The organism is Nocardioides acrostichi, assembly GCF_015319165.1.
In the GTDB taxonomy this organism is placed as follows: Bacteria; Actinomycetota; Actinomycetes; order Propionibacteriales; family Nocardioidaceae; genus Nocardioides; species Nocardioides acrostichi.
Genome location: NZ_JADIVZ010000001.1, coordinates 333301 through 348704, shown reverse-complemented (window position 1 = coordinate 348704; position 15404 = coordinate 333301). Strand labels below are relative to the sequence as shown.

The 15404-nt window shown below is 71.0% G+C and carries 13 protein-coding genes; 5 read left to right on the top strand and 8 right to left on the bottom strand.

Translation table 11 applies throughout. The annotated features are described in order from the left end of the window. Window positions 1-6: 6 nt before the first annotated feature. From ilvN to ISG29_RS01600, 6 genes are all read right to left on the bottom strand, one after another. Entirely contained in the window at window positions 7-555 is a 549-nt protein-coding gene (gene ilvN, locus ISG29_RS01620; protein ID WP_194501607.1) for an acetolactate synthase small subunit, read from the bottom strand. Continuing rightward, window positions 555-2327, bottom strand: coding sequence for an acetolactate synthase large subunit (locus ISG29_RS01615; RefSeq protein ID WP_194501606.1), 1773 nt, complete (start codon window positions 2325-2327; stop codon window positions 555-557). Before ISG29_RS01615 ends, ilvN begins: the two co-directional genes overlap by 1 nt. Window positions 2328-2587: 260 nt before the next feature. After that, entirely contained in the window at window positions 2588-3325 is a 738-nt protein-coding gene (locus ISG29_RS01610) for a 4a-hydroxytetrahydrobiopterin dehydratase (protein WP_235958412.1), read from the bottom strand. Window positions 3326-3559: 234 nt separating this feature from the next. Continuing rightward, entirely contained in the window at window positions 3560-4291 is a 732-nt protein-coding gene (locus ISG29_RS20430; protein ID WP_328827532.1) for a GNAT family N-acetyltransferase, read from the bottom strand. Further along, window positions 4288-5307, bottom strand: coding sequence for a S66 family peptidase (locus ISG29_RS20425; RefSeq protein ID WP_207792634.1), 1020 nt, complete (start codon window positions 5305-5307; stop codon window positions 4288-4290). Before ISG29_RS20425 ends, ISG29_RS20430 begins: the two co-directional genes overlap by 4 nt. A 5-nt stretch (window positions 5308-5312) precedes the next feature. Next, window positions 5313-6533: a kynureninase gene (locus tag ISG29_RS01600; protein WP_194501605.1), complete on the bottom strand. Its 1221-nt coding sequence runs from the start codon at window positions 6531-6533 to the stop codon at window positions 5313-5315. Between the two features lie 108 nt (window positions 6534-6641). Between ISG29_RS01600 and ISG29_RS01595 the strand changes: the two genes are divergently transcribed. Together ISG29_RS01595 and ISG29_RS01590 are read left to right on the top strand one after the other, a co-directional pair. After that, on the top strand, window positions 6642-7208 hold the full coding sequence (locus ISG29_RS01595) for a dihydrofolate reductase family protein (RefSeq protein WP_194501604.1): 567 nt from the start codon (window positions 6642-6644) through the stop codon (window positions 7206-7208). A gap of 105 nt (window positions 7209-7313) precedes the next feature. Further along, window positions 7314-7778 (top strand): hypothetical protein, encoded by a 465-nt coding sequence (locus ISG29_RS01590; protein WP_194501603.1) that lies wholly within the window; start codon window positions 7314-7316, stop codon window positions 7776-7778. Between the two features lie 271 nt (window positions 7779-8049). On the opposite strand, the gene ilvD is transcribed toward ISG29_RS01590, so the two are convergent. Next, window positions 8050-9738: a dihydroxy-acid dehydratase gene (gene ilvD, locus ISG29_RS01585; RefSeq protein ID WP_194501602.1), complete on the bottom strand. Its 1689-nt coding sequence runs from the start codon at window positions 9736-9738 to the stop codon at window positions 8050-8052. Window positions 9739-9831: 93 nt separating this feature from the next. On the opposite strand from ilvD, the gene ISG29_RS01580 reads away from it, so the two are divergent. Both ISG29_RS01580 and ISG29_RS01575 read left to right on the top strand, forming a co-directional pair. Next, window positions 9832-10617 (top strand): HAD family hydrolase, encoded by a 786-nt coding sequence (locus tag ISG29_RS01580; protein WP_194501601.1) that lies wholly within the window; start codon window positions 9832-9834, stop codon window positions 10615-10617. Further along, the gene (locus ISG29_RS01575) at window positions 10614-13226 is read left to right on the top strand and encodes a glycoside hydrolase family 65 protein (protein WP_194501600.1); all 2613 of its coding nucleotides are present in this window, start codon (window positions 10614-10616) and stop codon (window positions 13224-13226) included. Before ISG29_RS01580 ends, ISG29_RS01575 begins: the two co-directional genes overlap by 4 nt. Before the next feature lie 37 nt (window positions 13227-13263). Here the strand turns inward: ISG29_RS01575 and ISG29_RS01570 are convergent, their stop codons facing one another. Further along, window positions 13264-14355: a WD40/YVTN/BNR-like repeat-containing protein gene (locus ISG29_RS01570; RefSeq protein ID WP_328827527.1), complete on the bottom strand. Its 1092-nt coding sequence runs from the start codon at window positions 14353-14355 to the stop codon at window positions 13264-13266. A gap of 66 nt (window positions 14356-14421) precedes the next feature. Between ISG29_RS01570 and ISG29_RS01565 the strand changes: the two genes are divergently transcribed. After that, window positions 14422-15306, top strand: a complete 885-nt coding sequence (locus tag ISG29_RS01565) for an EamA family transporter (protein ID WP_328827525.1) — start codon at window positions 14422-14424, stop codon at window positions 15304-15306. Window positions 15307-15404 lie beyond the last annotated feature (98 nt).

The following is a 15404-nucleotide window of genomic DNA, read 5'->3' as shown; positions in this document are numbered from 1 at the left end:
TGGGGGTCAGCTGGCGACGTGGGACGCCGGCGGCACCGGCACGGTGACCGGGCGCAACGTGCGCTCGGAGATGGAGCGGGAGCCGCGACCGATCGCGACCATGCCGGACTGCACGAGCTCGCGGATGCCGAAGGGCTCGAGCACCTGGAGGAAGTCGGCGATCTTGCCGGCGTTCCCGGTGATCTGCACGGTCACGGCATCGGGGGCGACGTCGATGACCTTGGCGCGGAACAGCTGCACGGTGTCGAGCACCTGCCCGCGGGTCTCGGTGGTGGCGGCGACCTTCACGAGCACCAGCTCCCGCTGCACGGCGTGGGTCGGGTCGAGCTCGACGATCTTGATGACCTCGACCAGCTTGTTGAGTTGCTTGGTGACCTGCTCGAGGGGTGAGTCCTCGACGTTCACGACGATGGTCATGCGCGAGATCTCGGCGTGCTCGGTCGGGCCGACTGCGAGGCTCTCGATGTTGTAGCCACGCCGGCTGAAGAGGCCCGCGATGCGGGTCAGGACGCCGGGCTTGTCCTCGACGAGGACCGAGAGAGTGTGCTTGGTCATCAGAGGTCGTCCTCGTCGAACTCGGGGGCCAGGTCGCGTGCGTACTTGATCTCGTCGTTGCTGGTGCCGGCGGCCACCATGGGCCACACCATCGCGTCACGGTGCACCCGGAAGTCGACCACGACCGGCACGTCGTCGATCGCCATCGCCTTCTCGATGGTGGCGTCGACCTGGTCGGGCGTCTCGCACGAGAGGCCCACGCAGCCGTACGCGTCGGCGAGCTTCACGAAGTCGGGGATGCGCACCGGGCCGCCGTGACGCTGGAGGTTCGTGTTCGAGTAGCGCTCGTTGTAGAAGAGCGTCTGCCACTGCCGCACCATGCCCAGCGACTCGTTGTTGACCACGGCGACCTTGATCGGGATGTTCTCGATCGCGCAGGTGGCGAGCTCCTGGTTGGTCATCTGGAAGCAGCCATCGCCGTCGATCGACCACACGGTCGCGTCGGGCCGGCCGACCTTGGCGCCCATGGCTGCCGGAACCGAGTAGCCCATGGTGCCGAGGCCTCCGGAGTTGATCCAGGTGCGCGGGTTCTCGTACTTCACGAAGTGCGCCGCCCACATCTGGTGCTGGCCCACACCGGAGGCATAGATCGCCTCCGGGCCGGCGATCGCTCCGAGGCGCTCGATGACGTACTGCGGCGCCAGACCCTCGGCGGGTTTGTCGTAGCCCAACGGGTAGCGCTGCTTGATGCCCGCGAGGAACGAGACCCAGCCCTCGTAGTCCCCGGTGTGGCCGGCGTCCGCCTCGGCCTTGAGGGCGACGACTAGGTCGGAGATGACCTCGCGGCAGTCGCCCACGATCGGGACGTCGACGTGCCGGTTCTTGCCGATCTCGGCCGGGTCGATGTCGGCGTGGATGACCTTCGCGTGCGGGGCGAAGGAGTCGAGGTTGCCGGTGACACGGTCGTCGAAGCGGGCGCCCAGGCTGATGATGAGATCGCTCTTTTGGAGTCCGGCCACCGCCGCCACCGTGCCGTGCATGCCGGGCATGCCGAGGTGTTGCGGGTGGGAATCGGGGAACGCGCCCAGGGCCATGAGCGTCGTGACGACCGGCATGCCGGTGAGCTCGGCGAGCACCGTGAGCTCGGCGGCCGCGTTGGCGCGGATCGTGCCGCCGCCCACGTAGAGCACCGGCTTGCGCGCCTCGAGGATCATCCGTGCGGCCTCGCGGATCTGCTTCGCGTGCGGCTTGGTGATGGGCCGGTAGCCCGGCAGGGAGATCTCGGTCGGCCAGTCGAAGCGCGTCGTGGCCTGGAGGGCCGACTTCGCGACGTCGACGAGCACCGGACCCGGACGGCCGGTCGAGGCGATGTAGAAGGCCTCCGCGACCGTGCGCGGGATGTCGGCGGGGTCGGTGACCAGGAAGTTGTGCTTGGTGATCGGCATCGTGATGCCGCGGATGTCGGCCTCCTGGAAGGCGTCGGTGCCGATGAGCGAGGCACCGACCTGGCCGGTGACGGCGACCATGGGCACGGAGTCCATGTAGGCGTCGGCCAGCGGGGTGACGAGGTTGGTGGCGCCGGGACCGGAGGTGGCCATGCAGACGCCGACCCGCCCGGTCGCCGCCGCGAAGCCCTGGGCCGCGTGGCCCGCACCCTGCTCGTGGCGCACCAGGATGTGCCGCACCGAGGAGTCCATGAGCGGGTCGTAGGCCGGGAGGATGGCCCCGCCGGGGATGCCGAAGATCTCGGTCGCGCCGGCCGCCTCCAGCGAGGTGACCAGGCTCTGGGCCCCGGTGATCTCGCCGGCGGCTCCGCTCGTGGTCTGGCTCATCTGCTGCTCATTCCTCTTCGACTTTCCCGTGCCCGCCGCTCGTGACCCGCGACGGGGTCGACCCCATAGAAAAACCCCCCGGCCATCATGGCAGCGGAGGGATGACGCGTGGCTGGCGAGGTCGCTGGTGGACTCAGCTCACGCGTCGCGTGCGTACGAGAAGGGTCAGGCGCATGTCATCACCGTAACCCCCGGGTGCGAGAGCGTCACTTTCCAGGGCAGGCCGTCCCAATATGTGGGACGTTGGTATCGAATCGTGGTCACGCGTCGTGGTCGTCCTGACCGTCGGTCTCGGGGTACTCCGCGTGGGGGTCGTCCGGCTGGTCGCGACCCAGACCCGTGGTGATGCAGGCTCGGTTGCCCTGAGCGTCGGCGAGCACCCAGAAACGCGGTGCGTAGCCGTCGTTGACCAGCGTGCCGCCCGCATCGACGGCCCTGCGCACGCGGGCCTGGGCGACGTCGGGCGGCACCCGGACGTCGGCATGCCAACGCTGCGGTCCGGCCTGGTTGCGCTCGGACTCCTGGAACCACACCGACGGCCAGCGGCCCCCGGCGTCCGTCGCTTCGTGGCCGGGGGTGTCGTCGTCGTCCGGCTCCAGGCCGAGCACCGCCGCCCAGAACGGCTTGATCTCGGACGCATCCCAGGTGTCGAGCGCCCACTCGACCGTCTGCACCGACAGCGTGTCGGGCTTGGCCCCCAGGCTGCCGGCCAGGTCGGTGATCGTGCGGGCCAGGCGGACGTCGCGCTGGGTGACCGCCCCGACGTCATGGCTGCTCAACCGCACCTCGACGTAGCCGTAGCGCAGGTCGACGTCGGGGTGGTGGTTCTCCTTGTCGGCCGCCTTCGCGATCTCCGCCACCAAGCGCGCGCCGGTGTCGAAGTCGCCGGTCTTGAACCGCGCGACGAGCTGGTCGAACAGCATTCGCCAGTCGTCGAGCAACGCTCCCGCCACGTCGTGGATCTTCAGCGCGACCTTGTCTTCCTCCGCCATGGCCATGCCGTGAGTTCTACTCCCCTCGACCCACACTCACTGCACCCGCGGGGGTGGGGTTCGGCGCTGACCCGTCGCCAGTTTTCAGCTGACCCGTCGCCAGTTTTCGATCCACCTGCCACGAGTTTTCACGGCCGTGAAACTCGTGGCAGGTCACGTGAAACTCGTGGCAGGTCACGTGAAAACTCGTGGCAGGTCACGTGAAAACTCGTGGCAGGTCACGTGAAAACTCGTGGCAGGTCAGCGGGAGAGGGGGGTGCGTTGCTGGCCGCGATCGTCGAAGTTGGTGGGGTCCAGCCAGCGTTCGTGGGCGGTGCGGATCGCGGGCCAGTCGGCGTCGGTGATCGCGAACCAGTCGGTGTCGCGGTTGCGCCCCTTGACCACCAGGTGCTGGCGGAACCGCCCCTCGTAGGTGAACCCCAGCCGTGCGGCGGCCCGGCGGGAGGGTTCGTTGAGGCTGTCGCACTTCCACTCGAATCGGCGATAGCCGAGGTCGTCGAGGCAGTGGCGCATCAGCAGGTGCATCGCCTCGGTCGCGGCAGTCGTGCGTTGCAGCGTGCGCCCGAAGAGCACTCCCCCGACCTCGATCACCCCGTGCGCGGGCTCGACCCGCATCAGGGTCGCGACGCCGCGCGCAGCGCCGTCCACAACCAGGGCGAAGGTGACGGTGAGCTCGTCACTGGTCATCTGCTCGACCATCGCGGCGAGGTCGTCACGCGTGGAGGGTCGCGGCACGGGGCGGTAGGTCCAGAGGTCGTCGTCGGACTCCGCGCAGGTCGCGGCGAAGAGGTCGTCCACGTGGCCGGCACCGACGGGCTCCAGGCGCACCCATCGCCCTTCGTGGACGACGTGGGCCGGTCGCGGGCGCGGCGCCCACCCCTCGACCGGCGCCCCCACGGGCCGGTCGCCGGGCCGGTCGCTGGGCCGGTCGCTGGGCCGGTCGCCGGGCCGGTCGCTGGGCGGGCCGCTCACGCGAGCCGCTGGGTGATCGTGCGGGAGGCCGCGTCGACCTCGGCGACGGCGCCAGCGACGAAGGCCGCGAAGGGCTGGACGTGCCCGAACTCGACGTCGAGCACGATCGGCAGGCCCAGCCCGCCCAGGGCGTCGGCGACAGCCTCGTGCTGGGAGAGCTTCGGCGCATCCGGGCCGGGAGTGCGGCCGATCAGCACCCCGTTGGCGCCCTCGAACCAGCCGGCGAGCCGCAAACCGTGCAGGGCGCGGCACACGTCGTAGGCGCCGTGCTCGGCGGCCTCCAAGAACACGATCGTGCCCTCGGGCGCGTACTCGCGACGGAAGGCCGGCACGTCTGCGAAGGGGGTGCCGGCCAACGGCGAGAGCACCTCGATGCACCCGCCGATCAGCCGCCCGGAGAAGGCGGGATCGCCACCGCCGAGCACCGTCCAGGTGCCCTCGGCGTCCAGCGTCATGTCGCAGACGCCGGGGTCGCCCTCGTAGTCGTCCCAGCCGCCGGAGCGGTACCGGCCGGGACTGTGCTGCACGAGCGGCTCGGCCGGATCGCGCGTCAGCGCCTCGATCCATCCCGTCAGACCCTCGGGTGTCTCGTACGGGGTGTCCATCAGGTTGTGCCCGTGCAGGGTCGCCCAGCCGAGCCGGGTGGTGAGCGGCAGCATCACGGTGGTCAGATCGGAGAAGCCGACGACCCAGGTGGGCTTCGCGGCCGCCAGCGCGTCGAAGTCGAGGAGATCGAGCAGGTCGATGGCCAGTTCCCCTCCCCACGGCGGCACGATGGCGGCGACGGCCGGGTCGAGCAGCATGCCCATCAGTTCCTCGGCCCGCTCCCTCCTCGGCGCCGAGACGACCCGCTCGGCACCCAGGCACGCACCGAGCCGCACCTCGAAGCCGGCGCGGCGGACGACGTCAACGGCCCTCTCGAAACGGCCCTGCATGCTCGCGCCGACGCCGGACGACGGCGCGGTGACGCCGATGGTGTCGCCTGGCCGCAGTGGGCGGGGGTATCGGATCGCCATGGTCGTCAGGCTGTCAGGTCGGCCAGCAGGTCGCGAGCGGTTTCGAGTCCGCGGGAGACCTCGGCGAAGGAGGTCGACAGCGGGGAGAGGCCGAGGCGCAGACCGCCGGGATCGCGGTAGTCGGGCAGCACGTCGCGCTGCCACAGCGCAGCGACGACCTCGCGCATCGCCGGATGCTGGAGCGTGACGTGGCCGCCGCGACGCTCGGGGTCGCGCGGCGAGGCGACCTCGACGCCGAGGGGCGCGAGCACCTCATCGGCCACCTCGATGGCGTGCTCGGTGAGCGCCACGGACTTCGCGCGCACCGCCGCCATGCCGACGTCGTCGAGGAGGTCGAGCATGTCCTGCATCGCGAGCATGCCGACGATGGGCGGCGTGCCCGAGATCATGCGGCGGATGCCGGGGTCGGGGCGCCAGTCCGGCCCCATGGTGAACGGATCGGCGTGGCCCATCCAGCCGGTGATCGGCTGGACGAGGTGCTCGTGGTGGCGGGTGGCGGCGTAGACGAAGGCCGGGCTGCCGGGCCCGCCGTTGAGGTACTTGTAGGTGCAGCCGACGGCCAGGTCGACCTCGCAGGCGTCGAGAGCCAGCGGCACCGAGCCGACCGAGTGCGAGAGATCCCAGAGCGCCAGCGCCCCGGCGCCGTGAGCTACCCGGGTGATCGCGGCCATGTCGGCGAGCCACGCGGAGCGGTAGCCGACATGGCTGAGCAGCACCACCGCCGTCCGCTCGCTCGTCACCGCGGCGACCTGCTCGGGCGTGACCCCGCCGGTCGGGTCGGCCTCGAGCCAGCGCAGGGCGAGTCCGCACTCGTCGGCCACCGACGCCGCCACGTAGCGGTCGGTCGGGAAGTCGTCGGCGTAGGCGACGATCTCGGTACGGTCGGGGCGCATGCCCACCGTCGCGCGGAGCGCCTTGTAGAGCAGCACCGTGGTGGAGTCGCCGACCGTCGTCTGCCCGGGCGCGGCACCGAGGCAGGCGGCAGCGATGCGGTCGCCGACGTGCAGGGGCAGATCCATCCACGCGTCGTCCCAGCCGCGGATCAGGCGCTCACCCCACGGGCCCTCCACGAATGCGTGCAGACGCTGAGCCGTCACGCGCAGCGGACGGCCCAGGGAGTTGCCGTCGAGGTAGACCAGTGGCGACTCGCTGCCGACGAAGCGTGCTCGGTGCGGGGCCAGCGGGTCGGCAGAGTCTCGAGAGTCGCGCCGTTCGGCAGGGGTCACGTCGGCATGTCTAGCAGCAGCCGATGACTCCACCGACGATCCACCGATGAGTCTGTCGGCGCGCCGTGGTCGGCTCAGCCAATCCCGCACGTCGCCCAGGAGGAAGTCATGCGCCCCATCGTCGTCACGACCATGCTCAGCCTCGACGGAGTCATGGACTCCCCCGGCGGCGGAGAGCACCCGCGCGCGGGGTGGACCTTCAAGGAGGTGCCGTTCGAGGAGGCCGCCTACGAGATCAAGGGCCGCGAGCAGGAGGAGGCGGGCAGCATGCTCCTGGGGCGGGTCAGCCACGACGAGTTCGCCCCGGTGTGGCCGACGATGCCGGAGTTCGAGCAGTACAACGCCATGCCCAAGTACGTCGTCTCCTCGACGCTCGAGGGCTCGGAGTGGAACAACACCCACGTGCTGCGCTCGCTAGACGACGTCGCCGCGCTCAAGGACTCCGACGAGCCGGGGTCGATCATCGTGCACGGCTCGGCCACCCTCGCCCAGGGGCTCGCCACCGCCGGGCTGGTCGACCGCTACCACCTGCTCGTCTTCCCGCTGCTCCTCGGCACCGGCAAGCGGCTGTTCTCCACCGATACCCCGACCGGCGGCATCACCGGGCTGAGCGTCCTCGAGAGCGAGACCTATGCCAACGGCGTACAGAAGCTGGTGCTCGACGTCGTGCGGTGAGACGGGCCGGCCTGCCACCCACCCGAAGAGCGACCTGAAAAGGGGTGTGACCGAACCTCAGGATCGCGTGCTGAAGTGGAGGAAACCACTGCCACCGGAGGCACCATGACCTCGCATCACCTCGTCCAGGACTCCGACCTCCCCTCCGCCGAGGCGGCTCGCCGGGCGCATGAGTTCTCACGTGCCGCCGACGAGCAGCGCCGCACCCTCGAAGCGCGGGCCACGCCCCCCGCCGTCCGCACGGATCTCGGGCAGCCCGGCGGCGCCCTCGTCGTCGCCGGCGGGGTGTTCCTGCTCGTCTCGCAGAGCTGGGCCTTCCCCCAGACGGCCGCGGCACACTGGCCCGACGTCATCGCCGGACTCTTCTCCTTGGCCTTCGTCGCACTCGGCATGGTGATCGCGGTGTGCCGTGCCTCGTGGGCGGTCAGCCTGCTCGCCCTGGGCGCCGCCGCGCTGGGACTCGTCTACGGACTCACCGCCGACACGGGCACCGAGACCGTCGCCATGGTCGTCTCCTCGGGCATCGCGGCCCTCGGCGGGCTGATGTCGCTGGACCGCACCGGTCTCTGACGCTGGCGCCAAACGGCACCTCGCCTCGCGAGCGTCGTTCGACGGGTCGGAGGAGAGGCGTCGGAGCGGGCAGCCGGCCTCGCGAGCGAGAGCGCAAGCCGCCCGCTGTGGGCGGGGCGCACAGCCGTGGCGGTGCGCCCGTCCCCCAGGGCCGAGCGCGTCGAGTGGCGGGGTGGGACGGCGTTTTTGCCCCTGGGACGGCCGTATTTCACCGTCCCAGGGGCGAATTCACCGGACGTCCGGCGAATTCGCCCCCCGGGACGCAGCGCCTCTAGCCGGTGACGGCCCCGTGGGCGGCGGAGGAGACGGTGCGGGCGTACTTGCCGAGCACGCCCTTGGTGTACTTCGGCGGGTTGGGCTCCCAGCCCTCCTTGCGCGACTCCCAGTCGGGGGTGTCGTCTCCCTGCTCGACCTCGAGGGAGCGGTTGAGCACGTCGAGGGTGATGGTGTCGCCGTCGCGCACGAACGCGATGGGTCCGCCGTCGACCGCCTCGGGGGCGACGTGCCCGACGCACAGGCCGGTGGTGCCGCCGGAGAAGCGGCCGTCGGTGAGCAGCAGGACGTCCTTGCCGAGGCCGGCGCCCTTGATGGCGCCGGTGATAGCCAGCATCTCGCGCATCCCGGGGCCACCCTTCGGGCCCTCGTAGCGGATGACGACCGCGTCGCCGGCGACGATCTCGCCGCGCGCGAGCGCGTCCATGGCTGCCCGCTCGCCGTCGAACACCCGGGCCCGGGCGGTGAAGACGGTCTCGTCGAAGCCGGCCGACTTCACGACGGCACCGTCGGGTGCCAGCGAGCCCTTGAGGATGGTCAGGCCGCCGGTGGCGTGGATGGGCCGCGACATCGAGCGGATGACGTCGTCGTCGAGGGCCGGGGGGTTCAGGTCGGCGAGGTTCTCGGCCAGCGTCTTGCCGGTGACGGTGAGGGCGTCGCCGTGCATGAGGCCGGCGTCGAGCAGGGCCTTCATCACGACCGGGATGCCGCCGATCTTGTCGACGTCGTTCATGACGTACCGGCCGAACGGCTTGAGGTCGCCGAGGTGCGGGACCTTGTCGCCGACGCGGTTGAAGTCGTCGATGGTGAGCGGCACCTCGGCCTCGCGGGCGATGGCCAGCAGGTGCAGCACGGCGTTGGTGGAGCCACCCAGCGCCATGACCACGGTGATGGCGTTCTCGAACGCCTCCATCGTCATGATCTGCCGCGCGGTGATGCCTTGGGCGATGAGGTTGACCACGGCCTCGCCGGAGCGGTGCGCGAACCCGTCGCGGCGCCGGTCGACGGCCGGTGGCGCGGCCGAGCCGGGCAGCGACATGCCCAGCGCCTCGCCCACCGCGGCCATGGTGTTGGCGGTGTACATGCCGCCGCAGGCACCCTCGCCCGGGCAGATGGCACGCTCGATGCGGTCGACCTCGGAGCGGTCGATCTTGCCGGCCAAGCAGGCGCCGACGGCCTCGAAGGCGTCGATGATGGTGACGTCCTTGCCGTCGACCTGCCCGGGCATGATGGAACCGGCGTAGAGGAACACCGAGGCGAGGTCGAGTCGCGCTGCGGCCATCAACATGCCCGGCAGCGACTTGTCGCAGCCGGCCAGCAGCACCGAGCCGTCGAGCCGCTCGGCGTTCATCACGACCTCGACCGAGTCGGCGATCACCTCGCGGCTGACGAGTGAGAAGTGCATGCCCTCGTGGCCCATCGAGATGCCGTCGGAGACCGAGATCGTGCCGAACTCCAGCGGGTAGCCCTGGGCGGCGTGCACGCCGTTCTTCACGGCCTTGGCCAGTCGGTCGAGGCTGAGGTTGCACGGGGTGATCTCGTTCCAGCTCGAGGCCACCCCGATCTGGGGCTTCTCCCAGTCGTCGTCGCCCATGCCGACCGCGCGCAGCATGCCGCGAGACGCCGCCCGCTCGAGACCGTCGGTCACATCGCGGGAGCGGGGCTTGAGGTCGGGAGCGTCACTCATGCGGGCAAGACTACGACCGGCTGCCGACGCACGTGGGAGGTGTCTCACCCCGGCCGGTGCACGGAAGTCGCCGGCTGCCCTTAGCCTTTTCGGGTGAACTCCTCCCCTGACGCTGCGCACGCGCCCGATCGGGTCGACTGGGCCGCCTACGACGCCGTGCTCTTCGACCTCGACGGCGTGCTCACGCCTACGGCCGAGGTGCACATGCGCGCCTGGGCCGACATGTTCGACGACTTCCTCTCCGGTCACGGGGGTGGCGACACCTCGGCCTACACCGAGCGCGACTACTTCGATCACGTCGACGGCAAGCCCCGCTACGACGGCGTGCGCGACTTCCTGGCCTCCCGCGGCATCGACCTGCCCGAGGGCTCCCCCGACGACGCCCCCGAGGCCGACACCGTGTGCGGTCTCGGCAACCGCAAGAACGACGCCTTCAACGCCGTGCTCGAGCGCGACGGCGTCGCGCCCTTCCCCGGCTCGGTGGCACTCCTCGACCACCTGCGCGGCCTCGGCACCCGCCTGGCCGTCGTGTCGTCGTCCGCCAACGCGCCGGCCGTGCTCGAGGCGGCCGGGCTCGCCGACCGGTTCGAGACCGTCGTCGACGGCCGCGTCGCCAGCGAGCAAGGGCTCCCCGGCAAGCCGGCCCCCGACACGTTCCTGCGCGCCGGCGAGATCTGCGGGGCGAGCCCCGGGCGGGCCGTCGTGGTCGAGGACGCCGTGAGCGGCGTCCGCGCCGGGGCTGCGGGCGGCTTCGGGCTGGTCGTGGGCGTCGACCGTGGCGCCGGCCACGACGTGCTCACCGACGCCGGGGCGCACGTGGTCGTGCCAGACCTGGCCGACCTGGTGCCCGCGGCAGGCTCGGACGGATCCCCCGCATGACCCGCCTCGAGCTCGACGACCAGCCGCTGGACCGCAGCCGGTTCCCCGCCGACCCGTGGCGGCTGATCGAGCGTGCCTACGACAGCAGCGACCTGGGTGTCACCGAGACGCTGTTCAGCGTCGCCAACGGCTACCTCGGCCTGCGCGGCAACCCCGAGGAGGGCCGCGACGCCTACGCGCACGGCACGTTCCTCAACGGCTTCCACGAGACCTGGGAGATCCGGCACGCCGAGAGCGCGTTCGGGTTCGCTCGCACCGGCCAGACGATCGTCAACGTTCCCGACGCGAAGCTGATGAAGCTCTACGTCGACGACGAGCCGCTCATCTTGGGCACCGCCGACCTCGAGCACTACGAGCGGGTGCTCGACCTGCGCGACGGCGTGCTGCGACGCTCCCTGGTCTGGCGCACCCCCTCGGGCAAGCGGGTGCGCGTGGAATCGACGCGCATGGTCTCGATGACCCAGCGACACCTCGCGCTGCTGAGCCTCGAGGTCACGATGCTCGACGGCGACGCGCCGCTGGTGATCTCCTCGCAGCTGCTCAACCGCCAAGACGGCAAGGACGAGTACCACGACCCCAGCGCCGCGATGGGCGAGGGCGTCGACCCGCGCAAGGCGGCGAGGTTCGACGAGCGGGTGCTGGTGCCGCGTCTCAGCACAGCCACGCCCGAGCGGATGATGCTCGGCTACCAGTGCGCCAACTCCGGCATGACCCTCGCGGTCGCCGCCGACCACCGGCTCACCGTGGGCGGCGTCCTGCTCGACCCGGCGACCACCGACGACGAGGGCCCCGAGGTCGTCGTCCGGCACGACGACGACCTCGCCAAGGCCGTGTTCCGCGTCGAGGCCACCCGGGGCAAGCCCGTGCGCCTGGAGAAGGTCGTGGCCTACCACTCCTCGCGCGGCGTGCCGGTGCGCGAACTGGCCGACCGCTGCGACCGCACGCTCGACCGCGCCGCGCACCACCCCACCAGCTTCTACGTCGCCCAGCAGCGTGGCTGGTTCGACGACTTCTGGGGATCCGCCGACGTCGCCGTCACCGACGCGCAGACCGATCCGGGCACACCGGAGGGCGCCGAACTGGTGGCGCTCCAGCAGGCGATCAGGTTCAACCTGTTCAGCCTGGCCCAGGCCAGCGCCCGCGCCGACCAGTGGGGCGTGCCGGCCAAGGGCGTGACCGGGTCGGGCTACGAGGGCCACTACTTCTGGGACTCCGAGGTCTACGTCGCCCCGTTCCTCACCTACACCCAGCCCTACCTGGCGCGGAACCTCATGCACTTCCGCCGCCGGATGCTCGACTCAGCACGCCATCGCGCGAAGGAGATGGCCCAGCACGGTGCGCTGTTCCCGTGGCGCACCATCAACGGCGAAGAGGCCTCGGCCTACTACGCCGCCGGCACCGCGCAGGTGCACATCGACGCCGATGTCGTCTACGCGCTCATGCAGTACGTCGCCGCCAGCGGCGACGTCGGCTTCCTCATCCGTGACGGCATCGACATCCTGGTCGAGACCTCACGCATGTACGCCGACCTCGGGTTCTGGCGCACCAACGGCGAGCCCAGCTTCCACATCCACGGCGTCACCGGGCCCGACGAGTACACGACGGTCGTGAACAACAACCTGTTCACCAACGTCATGGCGCGCTTCAACCTCGAGCAGGCCGTGGCCGCCATGGAGCTGCTGCGCACCGAGTTCTCCGAGGAGCACGCCCGCGTGGTGGCACGCCTCGGCGTCACCGACGACGAGGTCGAGGAGTGGGCACGCTGCGCCGCCGGCATGCACATCCCGTTCGACGACGGCCTCGGCATCCACCCGCAGGACGACTTCTTCCTCGACCGCGAGGTGTGGGATCTCTCCCAGACCCCCGACGAGCTACGGCCGCTGCTGCTGCACTACCACCCGCTCGTGATCTACCGGTTCCAGGTGCTCAAGCAGGCCGACGTCGTGCTCGCGCTCTTCCTCCAGGGTGATCGCTTCACCGACGAGCAGAAGCGCAAGGACTTCGAGTACTACGACCCGATCACCACCGGTGACTCCACGCTCTCGGCCGTCGTCCAGTCGGTCATCGCCGCCGAGGTCGGATACGCGGACGTGGCGTGGCAGTACTTCCGGCAGGGCCTCTACGTCGATCTCGCCAACCTGCACGGCAACACCGTCGACGGCATGCACATCGCCTCGACCGGCGGCGTGTGGACGGCGCTGGTGTTCGGGTTCGCCGGCATGCGCGATCGGGGCGGCCGGCTGTCGTTCGACCCTCGGCTCCCCGACGCGTTCCCGCGGCTGATGTGCTCGGTGCGGTGGCGCGGCTCGCAGCTCAAGGTCGAGCTCACGCCGAAGCGACTCTCCCTCACCATCGCCGAGGGCCCGGGCGGGGTGCCGGTCACGGTGCGCGGCGAGGAGCACGTGGTCGAGATCGACGCCCCGGTCGTCGTCGAGCTCGACGCCCGCGGACGCCGTCTCGCCGGCGCCATCACCGAGCGCCCGCAGCTCGGCGGCACCCGCGGCGACGGCTCCAAGATCACCGCCGGCGTACCCGAACCGATCTCGCTCCAGGAGACCGGCTTCGGTGCCGACGGCGTCGCGCTCGGCCCGCACGTGCCGCAGTCCTAGGACCCGCCGGCGGTCGTGGGGCACCCCGGCGGGCGGCTCAGATCGCCGCGGCGCGCACGCACATGACGTCGGGCAGGTCGCGCACGAGGCACGACCAGGTCTCTCCGGTGTCGGCCGAGCCCCAGACGGCGCCGTTGCGGGCGCCGAAGTAGAGACCGGGCACGTCGTGGGAGTCGGCGTCCATCGCGTCTCGCATCACGGCGACGTGGAAGGAGTCGGGTAGGTCGCCGGCGCCCAGCGCCTCCCAGGTGTCGCCGGCGTCGCGCGAACGCCACACCCGCGCCTCCGCGTCGACCGGGTAGCGGCCTTCACCGCCGCTGAGGGGGAAGCAGAAGATCGTGTCGGGGTCGTGCGGGTGCACCACCATCGGGAAGCCGAAGTCCGAGGGCAGGCCGTCGGCGATCGACGTCCACGAGACACCCTCGTCATCGGTGCGGTAGACGCCGCCATGGTTCTGGAGGTACATGCGCTCCGGGCGGGCGGGGTGTCGGGCCACCTTGTGCACGCACTGCCCGAACTCGGGGAACTGCTGCCCCTCGGGCAAGAACACGGCGCGCAACCCCTGGTTGGCCGGTGACCACGAACAGCCCTGGTCGGTGGTCTGGTAGACGCCACCGGTCGAGATCGCCGCGGTCAGTGAGGTGGAGTCGGTGGGGTGCGGCAGGATCGTGTGGAACGCCTGGCCGCCGAAGCCGGCGTTCCATTGCGTGCGGTGCGGGTGGTCCCACAGCGCCCGCTCCAGGCCGAAGGTCTCGCCGCCGTCGGTGGAGGTGAAGATCGCGCCCGGCTCGGTGCCGGCGTGCACGACACCCGCCTCGGTGCCCGCCGCGAGCTGCCAGATGCGCTCGACCGAGGCGTCGACGTCGTCGGGGAACGCGACCGGACCTGACGAGGACTCCACCCACGTCTCCCCCAGATCGTCGCTGCGCCGCACCAGGGCTCCCAACCACGGCGAGCTGGCCCCGGCGAGCAGACGCGGCCGCTCGCCCCGCGTGTCGATCAGACAGGAGTAGACCTCCTCCATGTCGTGATGGGGCCCCGTGAAGTCCCACTCACGACGGAACTCGTCCGATGTCCCGATCCACAGCCCTTTGCGGGTTCCGACCATCAACACGGTGCGTGCGCTCACAAGCGTCTCCTCATCCGGCGGCCACCGACCGGCGGACGCTCTGGGGCGGTCTCTAGGGTGGACCCGGTGACCGCCGAGAACTCATCGTCGCGCCTCGCGCACGGCGTGTCACCGGTGTGGCTGGTGCTCGTAGGCATCGTGTCGGTGCAGTTCGGCGCCGGCGTCGCCAAGACGCTGTTCGACGACGTCGCTCCCACCACGATCGTGTGGCTGCGACTGGTCACGAGCGCGTTGGTGTTGATGCTGGCGCTGAGACCCCGCCTACGCGGCCGCAGCCGCTCGGACTGGCTCGTGGTGATCGGGTTCGGCCTCAGCCTGGCGCTGATGAACTGGTCGATCTACCAGTCCTTCGCCCGCATCCCGATCGGCCTGGCGGTCACCATCGAGTTCATCGGCCCCCTGACGCTCGCGGTCGCGGGGTCGCGCCGGCTGCTCGACCTCGCCTGGGTGGGTCTCGCAGGTCTCGGCGTGGCCCTGCTGGGTCTCGACGGCGGCGGGATGACGCTCGCCGGCGTCGCCTTCGCGCTGCTGGCCGGCGTCGCCTGGGCGGGGTACATCCTGCTCAGCGCGCGCACCGGGCGCACCTGGGCCGGCCTCGACGGCCTCGCCGTGGCCAGCGCCATCGCCACGGCCCTGCTCGCGCCGGCGGCTCTCGTCACGGGCGGCGGCGACCTGCTCACTCCCCACGTGCTGCTCCTGGGTGCCCTGGTCGGGGTGCTCTCCTCGGTCGTGCCCTACAGCTGCGAGCTGGTCGCGTTGCGCCGGCTGGCGCCATCCGTCTTCGGGATCTTGATGAGCCTGGAGCCCGCGGCCGCCGCGCTGGCAGGACTCGTCGTGGTCGGTGAGTTCCTCGGCCCCGCCCAGTACGTCGCCATCGCCTGCGTCGTCGTCGCCAGCATCGGCGCGACGCGCAGCCGGCGTCCGCCGGCGTCGGCCCTGGCGGCCGCGTAGCCGGCACGTGTGAGGCGACACGCCCGGCGGCCTTGACCGTCGGTGAGGTCGTTCTAGTCTGGGAGTGCGCTCCACGCCGATGGTTCCCCCACCACTGG